Source organism: Levilactobacillus sp. FUA 3915 (genome assembly GCF_044053135.1).
Classification (GTDB): Bacteria; Bacillota; Bacilli; order Lactobacillales; family Lactobacillaceae; genus Levilactobacillus; species Levilactobacillus lanxiensis.
In genome coordinates, this window is sequence record NZ_CP168704.1 from 1,813,298 (window position 1) to 1,825,359 (window position 12,062).

General features: G+C 52.1%; 11 protein-coding genes. 9 read left to right on the forward strand and 2 right to left on the reverse strand.

The genetic code is table 11. The features are described from left to right. Positions 1 to 151: 151 nt before the first annotated feature. The 5 genes from ACEPST_RS08450 to ACEPST_RS08470 all read left to right on the forward strand — a co-directional run bounded on the left by ACEPST_RS08450 (position 152) and on the right by ACEPST_RS08470 (position 6,622). A complete protein-coding gene (locus ACEPST_RS08450; RefSeq protein WP_204121142.1) occupies positions 152 to 421 on the forward strand; it encodes a EutN/CcmL family microcompartment protein in 270 nt (89 codons plus the stop codon). Between the two features lie 26 nt (positions 422 to 447). Then, positions 448 to 1,515 carry an NADH:flavin oxidoreductase gene (locus ACEPST_RS08455; RefSeq protein ID WP_204121141.1) on the forward strand — a complete coding sequence of 356 codons (1,068 nt, stop codon included), beginning with the start codon at positions 448 to 450 and terminating at the stop codon, positions 1,513 to 1,515. A gap of 117 nt (positions 1,516 to 1,632) precedes the next feature. After that, on the forward strand, positions 1,633 to 2,823 hold the full coding sequence (locus ACEPST_RS08460; protein ID WP_204121140.1) for an MFS transporter: 1,191 nt from the start codon (positions 1,633 to 1,635) through the stop codon (positions 2,821 to 2,823). A gap of 528 nt (positions 2,824 to 3,351) precedes the next feature. Then, positions 3,352 to 4,545 (forward strand): MFS transporter, encoded by a 1,194-nt coding sequence (locus ACEPST_RS08465; protein ID WP_204121139.1) that lies wholly within the window; start codon positions 3,352 to 3,354, stop codon positions 4,543 to 4,545. Positions 4,546 to 4,834: 289 nt separating this feature from the next. Beyond that, a complete protein-coding gene (locus tag ACEPST_RS08470; RefSeq protein ID WP_204121138.1) occupies positions 4,835 to 6,622 on the forward strand; it encodes an LPXTG cell wall anchor domain-containing protein in 1,788 nt (595 codons plus the stop codon). A 695-nt stretch (positions 6,623 to 7,317) separates the two neighbouring features. Here the strand turns inward: ACEPST_RS08470 and ACEPST_RS08475 are convergent. Together ACEPST_RS08475 and ACEPST_RS08480 are read right to left on the reverse strand one after the other, a co-directional pair. Further along, the gene (locus ACEPST_RS08475; RefSeq protein WP_204121137.1) at positions 7,318 to 8,067 is read right to left on the reverse strand and encodes a DUF4811 domain-containing protein; all 750 of its coding nucleotides are present in this window, start codon (positions 8,065 to 8,067) and stop codon (positions 7,318 to 7,320) included. Beyond that, positions 8,064 to 9,518 (reverse strand): MDR family MFS transporter, encoded by a 1,455-nt coding sequence (locus ACEPST_RS08480; RefSeq protein ID WP_204121136.1) that lies wholly within the window; start codon positions 9,516 to 9,518, stop codon positions 8,064 to 8,066. The genes ACEPST_RS08475 and ACEPST_RS08480 overlap by 4 nt, the downstream gene beginning before the upstream one ends. Before the next feature lie 307 nt (positions 9,519 to 9,825). Here ACEPST_RS08480 and ACEPST_RS08485 point away from each other — a divergent pair, with 307 nt between their 5' ends. The 4 genes from ACEPST_RS08485 (at position 9,826) to ACEPST_RS08500 (ending at position 11,748) form a co-directional block, all read left to right on the forward strand. Continuing rightward, complete coding sequence (locus tag ACEPST_RS08485; protein ID WP_203643288.1) at positions 9,826 to 10,395, forward strand: TetR/AcrR family transcriptional regulator; 570 nt, start codon at positions 9,826 to 9,828, stop codon at positions 10,393 to 10,395. A gap of 171 nt (positions 10,396 to 10,566) precedes the next feature. After that, complete coding sequence (locus tag ACEPST_RS08490; RefSeq protein ID WP_203643662.1) at positions 10,567 to 10,986, forward strand: MerR family transcriptional regulator; 420 nt, start codon at positions 10,567 to 10,569, stop codon at positions 10,984 to 10,986. 15 nt (positions 10,987 to 11,001) lie between these two features. Next, positions 11,002 to 11,415 carry a cupin domain-containing protein gene (locus ACEPST_RS08495; protein WP_204121135.1) on the forward strand — a complete coding sequence of 138 codons (414 nt, stop codon included), beginning with the start codon at positions 11,002 to 11,004 and terminating at the stop codon, positions 11,413 to 11,415. Between the two features lie 12 nt (positions 11,416 to 11,427). Further along, complete coding sequence (locus ACEPST_RS08500; protein WP_125763517.1) at positions 11,428 to 11,748, forward strand: carboxymuconolactone decarboxylase family protein; 321 nt, start codon at positions 11,428 to 11,430, stop codon at positions 11,746 to 11,748. Positions 11,749 to 12,062: the final 314 nt, after the last annotated feature.

Genomic DNA, 12,062 nt, shown 5'->3' on the forward strand with positions numbered 1-12,062 from the left:
TTTGTAAAACTGTTTTATTTTGTACTTGCAATAGATCCATGATGAAAAGTTTTCCAGATTAGTTAGAAAGTAATGAAAGCGATTTAGTATGCGGTATAATTGGCCTAGCTGAGATTCTAAGCGGTAAACCATAAGTGAGGATTGATAAGTTATGTATATGGCAAAAGTAGTGGGAAGTGTGGTTTCAACAGTGAAGGATCCGTCTCTGATTGGCCGTAAATTAATGATCGTACAACCAGTGGACTCCAATGGGCAGGCAGTGCGGCACGAAGAAGTAGCTGCCGATGCCATTGGTGCCGGGGTTGGCGAATTTGTTCTGCTAGTCCGTGGGGCTGGTGCGCGGCAGGTTCACCAAGAAGAGGGCGTCCGCGATGTTAATGATTGCGCGATTGTTGGGATTATTGACCGCTTCGACAGTTAATCTTTAAAAGGAAAGTTGGTTGGGTAATGAGTGACTTGCAATATGAAACACCTTATACTTTTACCAGCGGGTTAAAGCTTCGCAATGGGTTTTGTTTAGCCCCATTAGATACGCGCACCTCATTATTTGATGGTGAAGTGAGTCAAAATGACTGTTATTTTTACCAGGAGCATACAAAAAACGTTGGATTGGCCATCGTGGGCTCGGTGTACGTTGACCTTGCTGGATGCACAGTTACGGGTTCAATGAGTATCGCCAATGATCAAATGGTGCCTGGACTGGCCACTTTGGCAACTGCTATCCATCGGCAGGGAGCAAAAGCGATGTTGCAGCTGGTCCATGCAGGTCGGATGACCAATCACTACGCAACTAATGGTAAAAAGGTTGTTGGTCCCAGTGCAGTCAAAGGTGAGCACGGAATGGTCGACATGCCAGTTGCTTTGACTAGTGATGAAATTGAAACGATTATCGATGAGTTTGGAACAGCTACGCGGCGGGCCATCGCTGCTGGATTTGATGGCGTTGAGATTCATGGGGCGAATAGCTTTTTGCTCCAGCAGTTCATGTCGCCGCTTTCTAATCAGCGAACGGATGCGTATGGTGGAAGTCTAGTTAACCGAATGTTCTTCCCGATGCGAGTGGCTCAGCGGGTATTAAAAGTCGCAGCAGAGGCAGACAGACCATTTGCTGTTGGCTATCGGATTTCGCCTGAAGAGATTGAGCCCGGTGGCTTAGGCCTGGCAGATAACCTGGTTTTGATGCGGGCCTTATCACAGTTGCCATTGGACTACTTAAGCCTATCCTTACGCCATTATGATCAGCCGGCTGTGACCCTAACTGCTCCTGCCACAGTGACTCAAATTGTGCGCCAGTTCGTCCCTAAGCTACCGTTGATGGTGGCCGGTCATATTCGAACGGCGGCGGATTTGCAGTCTATTAGTAAAACGGGGGTAGACCTGGCTGCTGTTGGTCAACAGATGATTGTTGATTCTGATTGGCCGAAGAAGTTTCGCCACCCAGACTCACTAAAACAGCGCACAGACTGGACGGCGACGTCATTGGGAATTCCCCAAAGTATCTATCGTTTCTTATAGAAACAGGCAGAGTTTTCACCAACTTACTGGCGGAAGCTCTTTTAATTTCTCTGACGGCAATGGGTGAAATAGTGTACCCTAAAAGAAAGCAGTTTTTTTCTGATTGGAGGAACGAAAATGAACAAGTATCGCTGGCAGGCCAGTGCCTTGGTGCTCGTGGCGTTTATGCTGGGATGTAACGAATTTATGGTGGTTGGGGTCATCTCGGACATCGCCCGTTCGCTGCGCGTGACCGTGGCGACGGCCGGCTACCTGGTGACCATCTTTGCCATTGTCTATGCGATTAGCACACCGTTGATCACGATTTTCGCCAACCGCTTTAACCGGTATAAAACGCTGATGGTCTTGCTACTCATTTTTCTAGTGGGCAATACTTGGAGTGGTTTTGCGACCAGCTACGGGTGGTTCCTAGTGTCGCGCATGTTGACGGCGGCAGTTGCCGGAGCGATTGAGTCGTTGATCATTCTCTTTGCCAACGATATTGCGCCCCGGAACAAGCGGGCGATGCTGATTTCTTGGCTAGCGGCCGGCTTCAGTATTGCCTCCGTCGTGGGGGTACCGATTGGCACGGCCATCAGTACCGCGACCAGCTGGCACGTCGCTTTCCATTTGATCTCTGTTCTGAGCCTCCTAACATGTGTGGTCATGGCGTTTATTTTACCCCGAGGCCTGCCACAAGCCGCGGGTGGCATCAAGGACCAGTTAGTCCTATTGACGGACAAGCGCATCTACCTGGGGGCCATTTTGATTCTCTTCTCCGCCGCGGCCCTGTACGCCTATTATACTTACATCCGACCGCTCCTCACGACGGGGCTGGGATTCGGGACCACAGCGCTAAATTGGTTGCTATTTGCGCTGGGACTCATGAGTATCCTGGGTAACCGGCTGTCGGGGACCGTGGCGGAACGGGATGGGTTGACCACGATGCCCCGTTTTTATGTCGTAGATATTATCTTGCTATTATTGTTGCCAATTGCGATGGGTAATCGGGTGACGGGCTTTGGCCTCTTCTTAGTGTTGACCCTCATCATTTCCGTGGTAAATTCACCGATTCAGATTCACTTTCTCGACGTGGCGGAGGCGGATTATCCCCAGGCAACGCTCCTGGCGTCCTCACTCAACGCCATTTTCTTTAACATCGGTATCTCGCTAGGGTCAGCCACGGCTTCAATTGTCCTGGTCCGCGGCGGGCTCCTGAGTCTGGGATATGGCGCCACGGTTTTTGCTATTCTATCGTTGATTGTCGCCATCATTTTAAATCGAGCCAACGCGGCTCATCAGCGGCAGGTCGCGGTTAAAGAAGACTAAGCAAACGGTCGTTAGAGCGTCTAAAGAATGCTCAAAAAATAATTTGCGAATGTAAGGGATTACCTGAGTCGTCCCCCTAATATTTTGGGGCGAGATAGTGTAATGTTAAAGATAAAGTTACTGTCATTTCCCCCAAAATTGAGAAGTGGGGATGACCAGTAAGAAATCATTCGCATGCGAACGGACAAAAATGATGTTAGCTGTCGGGATGACGAAAATGAGCCTAGCTTGGCTGATGTGAGTGACTAGAGGCGGGGCAAGGTGACCAGCTGTGTCGATGGTCTTAGCTGAGTGAATTTTCTCAGCTTAGACCATGGGTCGATCTTTGAGACCGGTTTTGGGGCTCAAAGGCGAGGCGGAAGACCGTTTCTCAGGCTGGAGCCGTACCCCACAGCAGGGCGCCTTGAGCCCACCGCCGGGAACGGAAACAGAAACAGCAACCAATGTGCATCGGCTCATTTTCACCATCACAGGCGCAGACATCGGTTTTAAGCCGTTCGCAAGTTTAAGAAATCAGAGGAATTGCAAATGAACAAGTATCGTTGGCAAGCCATCGTGTTTGTCCTAGTTGCCTTCATGTTGGGGTGCAACGAGTTTATCGTGGTTGGGGTCCTGTCCGACATTGCCAAGGAGTACCAGATTCCGGTGGCCACCGTGGGGTATTTGGTGACGATCTTTGCGACGGTGTATGCTGTTAGCACGCCGTTTATCACGATTTTAACCAACCGGTTTAGTCGCTATAAGACGCTAATGACCCTGATGGTGATCTTTTTAATTGGGAACACGTTGAGTGGGTTAGCAATGAGCTATCCGGTCCTGTTGCTGTCCCGGATTCTGACGGCCGTAGTGGCTGGGGCGATTATTTCCCTCATCATGACGTTTGCCAGTGCGATTGCGCCGCGAGAAAAGCGGGCGAGTCTGGTTTCGTGGATTTTTGCCGGCTTCAGTATCGCGTCCGTCTTTGGGGTGCCAATTGGAACGGCTATCAGTACCAGTTATAGCTGGCACGACGCCTTCTATTTAATCTCCGTCATCAGCGCCATCACCTGTGTCTTGCTGGGCTGGCTGTTACCACGCGAGGTTGAACAGGTGCAGGGCAGCGTGAAGAACCAACTGGTCTTACTGAAGGATCGCCGAATCTACGTGGGTATCGCGCTCGTGCTATTCACGGCGGCCACGATGTACGCGTACTACACCTACATTCGGCCACTGCTGACGACCGCGCTAGGCTTTAGCACGACCAGTTTAAATTGGCTGCTGTTTCTGATTGGGATTATGAGCATTCTCAGCAACCGTTTCTCCGGGATGCTGGCGGAACGTAATGGACTACGCATCATGCCGCGCTTTTACGTGGCGGACGTGATCCTGTTAGCCCTCCTGCCATTTGGTCTAGGCAACAAGTTTGTCGGCCTGGCCATCCTATTAGTGATGAGTCTGATTGTTACGATCCTCAACTCACCCATTCAGATTCACTTCTTAAATATTGCCGAGAAAGACTACCCGCAATCAGCCGTATTGGCATCTTCCTTAAACTCCATCTTCTTTAACTTTGGGATTTCTCTGGGGTCAGCCACGGCTTCCGGAATGCTGGGTGTCGTTGGGTTGAACCGTATCAGTTGGGGCGCAGCCGGGTATGCGGCCATCTCCTTGGTCTTAGCGTTAACGCTGAACCACGTGATCAAGCAACACCGCCAGACCGAGCTGGAGCAACAGACGGATTAGTTAGCTAGCAATTAGCTTAATACGATAAATGCATGAACGCGCAATCATTGTGGTTGCGCGTTTTTTGTCGGGCAAAAAGCGTGCCACCAGCAGGAGTGGATGGTGAATCACCGGTAGCGTCAATGGGAAGGCGTTTTAAACTGCGGGTTGGCGGCCGCTGGCTTTTTAACCCCCGTTTTTAAATTTAGGACTTAACCCCTAAGTCGGTGTTGGGCCTATAGTGAGGGCAAGGTTGCGGATAGTCAGGAAGAAGTTAGGAAAGCATGTGTTAGATTGGAGGAGGATTGCAATGCGCAGGAAGATCTATCAGGTCGTGCTGGGCTTCGTTATAGCTCTGGCCGTCTTCCTTGGCGGGGGAGCAGTCTTTGACGGCGTTGTCGCCCATGGCATGCCCGTCGCTACAGGCGGGTTAAGTGGGAGCGACGCCACGATTACCGATGTTCATGGCAAACCCATTCAGAATGGCAGTAGCTTGGACAAATGGACAACTTATTCCGTCGAGTACGAGTGGGGCATCAAGGATGGCGCACCGATTGCCGCGGGCGATACCGCAACTGTTGAGTTACCAGCCGGGTCCGTTGCTGAACACGATACGACAGTGCCACTGCTGGACTCATCGGGTTATGAAGTGGGGACGTTTGTCATTAAGGCTGGTCAAACCACCGGGACCATCACGTTTAATAATGTGCTGGCTGGTGTTGGGACCAATCGGGGTGGCAAGCTCCAATTTTACGTCAAAGGCACGACCAATAATAACGGCTCCGGCCTCGACTGGGGCATTAACAAAATTGGTTGGGTCGCCGAGAAGGATGAGAACGGCGTGCCGACTAAGCTGACCTGGAATATTGCCTTTAACCCCGGTGGTCAGAACGTGGGCTCAACCGTGGTGACCGACACCTTGGGCGGCGACCAGGATTATATCCCGGGGTCGGTCCACGCCGAAACCGGGAACTATAGTGCCGATGGGAGCTTTACTTCGACCGGGACAATCACCCCTGAGGTCACCAATAATGACCGCGAGATGACGTTTAAATTTGATAACGTGACCTCCGCTGTGAATATGACCTACCAAACCAAGCCCATCTTAAATACCGGTGGCAGCTGGTTCAACCAGGCCACCTGGGATGGCAAGACGGTCGGGTCGCAGATTGCTTGGGGCGGCAACGGTAGTGGTAATGGGCAGAACGCCACGGGTGAAGTTGTCCTGACAAAACGGGATAATAAAACCAGAGAGGAACTGCCCGGAGCCATTTATCGGTTGCAAAAGACTGATGGCACGGTCATTGCCGACCGATTAGCTACCGATGAGCAAGGACAAATCGCGTACACGGACTTGCCCGCTGGTGATTACGAATTCGTTGAACTGACGCCACCAGCCGGCTTTGCGCTAGATCCAACCCCCATCCCATTTACCATTGTGGCGGGGCAAACGACGCCAGTTGAAGTTTTCGCAGTCGATGAACGGGAAGACAGTGGTGACATTGGTGGTGGCGGCGAACCAAATCCAGGAAATCCTGGTGGATCTGTAACTCCAGAGAATCCAAATCCTGGTCCTGGCGGAGGTGGTAGTACGACAACACCAGGGAACCCTGGAACCGGTGGTGGCGGTAATACGATTGTGCCGCCAACAACGCCGACAGAACCGCAGAAACCTGAGAAACCAACTAATCCACAGAAACCACAAAAGCCTCAGAAACCTCAGAAGCCTCAGAAGCCTGAGAAACCAACTAGTCCTCAGAAACCACAAAAGCCACAGAAACCGGGAACCAGCACGCACAAGCCAGGAACTTCAGCGACAACGCAGCATCCCGTAACCGGTGGCAGTGGTGCGAATGGCACGGCTACAACGACGGGCACTACGACGTTGCCAGCTGGGAATGCGACCGGAACTGGCTCTGCGTCAATAACAGGAAGCGCGACTAGTTTGCACCACGCTAGCAGCAGCACACCGCAGTACGCCGGCCACACGTTACCACAAACTGGTGAACGACCAATCAATCAGGCCTTGACCTTAGCGGGTATCGCCTTACTGATTGTCACGTTGCTGGGGTTCTACGATCGTCAGCGGCGGCATTAATTTTGATAAGTGACTGTAGCACAAAACGACCAGGACGCCATTGTCCTGGTCGTTTTGTTATGGGCTAAACTTACTGTTGTCATCGCCTCCGGAACGCTGTGGGCGATGAAATTGTCGTAACTGTTCGTTCCCGGCGGCGAATTCAAGATGCCCTGCTGTGGGGCCGGTTGCAGCCTGGAAACCGGGCTTCCACCTCGACTTTGAGCCTGAGAAACGGTCTCCAAGGTCGTCCCATGGCCTAAGCTGAGTGAGAAACCTCAGCTAACGCCATCGACACAGCAGGACACCTTGATTCGCCTCTGGTCACTGAAATTGGGATTTCTTTGTCTACTCGTTCGAGGATGGCTCATTTTCACCGGCCCTGCGGCTAACGTTGGTTTAGCCCCGAGACCTTGGCCAACGACATTGTTGCCCGGCCTCAGGAGGTAGTGACTTGGCTAAAGGGTAACCCTAGTAGGTGGCTACTGCCAGTCGAATTGCAATGATCCGTGTGCGCGACCAGAGGCGGGTCAAGATGACCAGCTGTGTCGGTCGTCTTGGCTGGGTGGGTTGCTCAGCCTAGAGCACGGGGCGACCTTGGAGACTGGTGATTTTCCAGGCTTCAAGGCGAGGCGGAAGACCGTCCCTCAGGCTGGAGCCGGACCCCACAGCAGGGCGTCTTGAACCCGCCGCCGGGAGCAGATGATGACTCTCTTCTATTTTGCTGGTTGTTGCTGCGCTTGCTTTAACAGGCGGGCTAAGCCGTTGGCAGCTTGTTGCGTCGCCTGTTGTTGGGCAGTGTGCGTGGCCTTCTGTTGAATCTGTTTGAGCTGTTGTTGTGTCAGGTCAGGTTGGGCTTCTTTGGCCGCGATGACCGCCGCGGTGACGGCCTTGGTTGTCTTAGCCTTGACCGTTGCTTCCTGCTTAGCGACCGTTTGTGACAACCACTTGGCTTGTCGGACACTAAGCGTGGTCCAGCTGTGCGGTAGAATGAAGGTATTTTGGCGCTTGACCAGCGTTTGGTGTTGGCCGGTCCAGGAGAACAAGTCCCGCCACAACGCGTTGTTATAGTGCCAACGCGTTGTTTGGGTTTGCAACTTGGCTTGGGTTACGGCGCGATAGGCAACATGGTTATGGGTCTTTACGCTGGCCGCGGTGTGCCGCTGTTTTTGCTGATTTGGCAGCCGGTAAACGTAGACCCGTTCCTTTTTAGCTTGCCGGATTGGCTGATAAACTAAGAGGTTAACTTGCTTAGAGGGTGAAATGGCCGCGATGTTGGTTGTTCGCGTCGTCGTTACTTGGTGCATCCCCCAGTGCCAGTTGTCGTTGCCAATCATCAAGGTCGCGGCACCGACTAGAACGATGAACCCCAGACCACCACCGACGAATCGTTGGCGTTTCGTGGGTAGTAGCAGGAAGCCGCCGATGAACAGCAGAATCCCGAGTAAAAGTAAAATTAAAATCATGCGGTGGCCTCCTGTTCTTGATCCTGGACCTGTCGTTTAACGAAGCAGGCAAAGATGAAATCGATGATGCCAAAGGCCGTGGCCACCAGGAAGGCGGCGTGGAAACCGGTCATGGCCGCGTCGTAGGCCTGGTTCTGGTACGCAAGCGGTGCGCTGGTCAGTAAAGCGTGAGCCGGCGTGTGTTGGGTCGTGACGTTGGTGAGAACACTGCCGAGAATGGCGGTCCCCATCGAGGTCATGACCTGCCGCATGGTACTGTTGACGGCGGTCCCGTGACTCAATTGCAGGCCGCGCAAGTCAATCGAACTGGCGGCGGTCAGCGGCATCGTGACAATGGCGACCCCAATCATCAGAATCGTGTACTCACAGATGATGTAGCTGTAGGGTGTTGCGCGGGTGAGAAAGGCAAAGGGCAGGGTTCCCAGTGTTAATAGGAAGGTCCCGACCAAGGCCAACCGCCGGCCCCCCATTTGATCGTAAAGGTGGCCGCTCAACAGGCTGACCAGGCCGTAGACCAAGGCCCCGGGCAGAATCATCAGACCGGAGTGGAAGGGCGTCAGGCCGCGGACCTGTTGCAGGTACATGGGTAAGACCACTTGAATCCCAATCATGGCGGTGTTGGAAAGCGCCGTGATAAAGGAAGCTACGGTAAACGACGGAATTTTTAACAGGCGGACATTGAGAAAGGGATGTGCTTGCGGCCATTCGTGGCGGGCGAAGAGCCCAATGAAGAAGAGGCCAATCAGGATGCCAGCAATCACGCTGGTCGAGCCCCAGCCATTTTCACCGACTTCGGAAAAGCCGTAGAGTAGGCTCCCAAACCCAACCGTTGACAGTAAAATCGCCAGTAGGTCGATCGGTGATTTTTTCACGGGAATGACCGGGCGTACGAAGATCAGCGACAGAATCAATACCAAGATGACCGGTGGAATCATGACGCCGAACAGATCGCGCCAACTGGCATTGTCGAGAATCCAACCGGAGACGGTCGGCCCTAAGGCTGGTGCGAGGCCAATCACAATGCCGCCCAGGCCCATCATCGATCCCCGTTTATCAGCGGGAAAGGTGACGAGCAGAACGGTTTGAATGGTCGGGAAGGTAATTCCCACACCGATAGCCTGAATCAGCCGACCTAGAAAAATCAGGTTAAAGCTGTTAGCGGTATAGCTGATGACCAGTCCGGCCAGGAAAAAGCTCAGGGCGGTCAGGTAAATGATGCGTAAACTAAAGTTGTTGATCAGCCAGGCACTGATGGGAATCATAATCCCCATGACCAGCAGAAAGCCGGTCGTCAGCCACTGAACGGTGGCACTAGAAATATCGAAGCGGGTCATTAACGTGGGGTACGCGGTGACCAGCATGTTGGTGGTCAGGGCCGTACAAAATGTCCCGAACATTAGCGTCACCATTAGCCACACGCGGCTAAAAGGTTTGCCATTGGTATCTGTCATGATAAAAGCCTCTTTTGGTGGGAATCATCCGGTTCCCGTAAATTTTAAAACCATTATAACCTGTTACGAGAAAATAATAAACTACTTAGAACAGTTTATTAAAAATTCTTTTCAAGGTATAATAGCAGTACGTGGTGCCACGGGTACCCGAGCGCTTATAGCTGACACAAAAATAATCATGAAGACAACTCAGTTTGTTAATCGAACGCTGAAATTTCAGTCAGGTTGAAGAAGACTGAATGGCAGTTTTCTATCGCTGTAAACGACAGCTTGCTTGAGGAACAGACAGGAGAAGAGGGGTAACAATATGGTAAAACGACGGACATTAACCAGGGAAAAGGTCTTGGACCAGGCCAGTGACATCATTGCTGTGGATGGGTTAGACCATTTAACGATTCGGGAGTTGGCCAGCCGATTAGAGGTACGGCCACAATCCATTTATAATTATGTTGATAGTTTGAACGACCTGTTGGATCAGGTGGGGGTCGCCTTCGTGCAGGAAATTGCGGATCGTTTAATGCGGCGCCTGGTGGGGGTAGCTGGCAAGGAGGCCTTGTGGGTCTTTGCCCAGGAATTTCGGGCGGGCTGTTTACAACAGCGGCATCTAGCCCCCATCCTGTTAAATCCCAACGACCTGCAACATTTGACGGCGACCCATCAAGCCTTGGTCGACCTGTACAAGCAAATGTTTGCCAGCCTACATTTAGATGAGGTCGACAACACGGCGCTGGTTGAATCCACGCTGTACCGGTCCGCCTTATTTGGTTTTATCTTGCAGGAAATTGGTGGCTTCTTACGGTTGCCTGCCCGCAAGGTTGACGACCGGTTTGACCAGACCATGCAACTCGCTATTGACCAGTTCACAACGATTCAGTAGGGGATGTGAACGGTCGACCATAAGTTTGACGTTAAGACGTTATCACGCTGTTTCGGCGGGGATGGCGTTTTTATTTTTTATTTTTTAATTTTTTGGTAAATAACCCTTGCCTTCGAGTGCACTCAAAGGTGTTTACTAGGGTCTGTAAGCAAGAGAGGGAGGCGTTAGGTGTTGCACGAAAAGCAGTATCGGATTGGCGAGTTTGCAAAGCTGGTGGGGCTGTCAGCCTACACGTTGCGATATTACGAGGACCAGGGCCTGATTCGGTCTCAGCGAGATGAGCATGGCGTTCGGTACTATACGGCGGAAGATATTCGCTGGATCGGGTTCATTTTGCATCTGAAAGGCACCGGCATGCGACTGAATGAGTTGAAACGCTACGTCCAGCTTCGTGCCGAGGGTGACGACACAATTGCCGAGCGTCGGGCGATGCTACAGAAGGTCAAGGACGATGCCGAAGCAGATATCGCTGAACTTCAAATGCATTTGAAAGTTTTGGGTCGCAAGATTGACTGGTATGACGGCAAGACCGACCACACCATTCCGGACACCGAGAGCTTTCACGATTATCTACAAAAATTTAATAAATAAAAGGAGCAATCAATAATGGCAAAAAACGAAAGTGTTAAAAACGGGGTTATTTTCCCCCTCGGCGACAAGAATGAGGCGTACCAACAATTCTTCACCGGTCAAAGCTACTTACAAGGGTTAGTCAGTGATCCCGACGTCAGTGTGGGTGTGGGCAATGTCACCTTTGAACCCGGTTGCCGGAACAACTGGCACATTCACCATGATGGCTTCCAAATCCTGCTGGTAACCGGTGGCGAAGGCTGGTACCAAGAAGCAGGCAAGCCGGCTCGGCGGTTACACGCTGGCGACGTGGTGGTGACCAAGGATGGCGTGAAGCACTGGCACGGCGCAACCAAGGACAGCTGGTTCAGCCACGTGGCGATTACTGCGGGCACCCCAGAATGGTTGGAACCCGTTGATGACGCGCATTACGATGCATTAGAAGACTAGGAGGTCATAAACATGGCAAAGAAACAAACAGCTGGTCGGGATAACTTAGGTGAATTTGCCCCCAAGTTTGCCGAACTGAATGACGACGTTTTATTTGGGCAAGTCTGGTCACGTGAGGATAAATTATCCGCCCATCAACGCAGCCTGATCACCATTTCCGCTCTGATTTCTGCGGGGAATTTTGAACAATTACCGGCGCATCTGAAGATAGGAAAGGGTAACGGCATCACTAAGGACGAAATTGCAGAAGTGATCACACATCTATCGTTCTACGTGGGCTGGCCAAAAGCCTGGTCTGCCTTCAACATTGCTAAAGAGATTTTTACGGATTAATCTAGTTATTGCAGGCACCTCCGGTATGGTGAAAATGAACCTGGTTGGGTCAGTGTTAGTGACCAGAGGTGGGCCAAGGTCCCCAGCTGTGTCGGTGGTCTTGGCTGAGGTTTCTTACTCAGCCTAGTCCACGGGGCAATCTTTGAGACCGTACCTCAGGCTCAAAGTTGAGGTGGAAGCCCGTTTTACAGGCTGGAGCCGACCCCACAGCAGGGGGCCTTGAGCCCACCGCCGGGAACGGACAGCGCCCACCGCGCTCCGGCTCAGTTTTCACCAGCCCGGAGGCGCCAGAACCGTTAAATACAAGTCAAAAA

What these genes read in the sequence shown, in the direction of transcription:
- ACEPST_RS08450 (WP_204121142.1), top strand. Translation starts at nt 152, where the DNA reads ATGTATATGGCAAAAGTAGTGGGAAGTGTGGTTTCAACAGTGAAGGAT.
- ACEPST_RS08455 (WP_204121141.1), top strand. Translation starts at nt 448, where the DNA reads ATGAGTGACTTGCAATATGAAACACCTTATACTTTTACCAGCGGGTTA.
- ACEPST_RS08460 (WP_204121140.1), top strand. Translation starts at nt 1,633, where the DNA reads ATGAACAAGTATCGCTGGCAGGCCAGTGCCTTGGTGCTCGTGGCGTTT.
- ACEPST_RS08465 (WP_204121139.1), top strand. Translation starts at nt 3,352, where the DNA reads ATGAACAAGTATCGTTGGCAAGCCATCGTGTTTGTCCTAGTTGCCTTC.
- ACEPST_RS08470 (WP_204121138.1), top strand. Translation starts at nt 4,835, where the DNA reads ATGCGCAGGAAGATCTATCAGGTCGTGCTGGGCTTCGTTATAGCTCTG.
- ACEPST_RS08475 (WP_204121137.1), bottom strand. Translation starts at nt 8,067, where the DNA reads ATGATTTTAATTTTACTTTTACTCGGGATTCTGCTGTTCATCGGCGGC.
- ACEPST_RS08480 (WP_204121136.1), bottom strand. Translation starts at nt 9,518, where the DNA reads ATGACAGATACCAATGGCAAACCTTTTAGCCGCGTGTGGCTAATGGTG.
- ACEPST_RS08485 (WP_203643288.1), top strand. Translation starts at nt 9,826, where the DNA reads ATGGTAAAACGACGGACATTAACCAGGGAAAAGGTCTTGGACCAGGCC.
- ACEPST_RS08495 (WP_204121135.1), top strand. Translation starts at nt 11,002, where the DNA reads ATGGCAAAAAACGAAAGTGTTAAAAACGGGGTTATTTTCCCCCTCGGC.
- ACEPST_RS08500 (WP_125763517.1), top strand. Translation starts at nt 11,428, where the DNA reads ATGGCAAAGAAACAAACAGCTGGTCGGGATAACTTAGGTGAATTTGCC.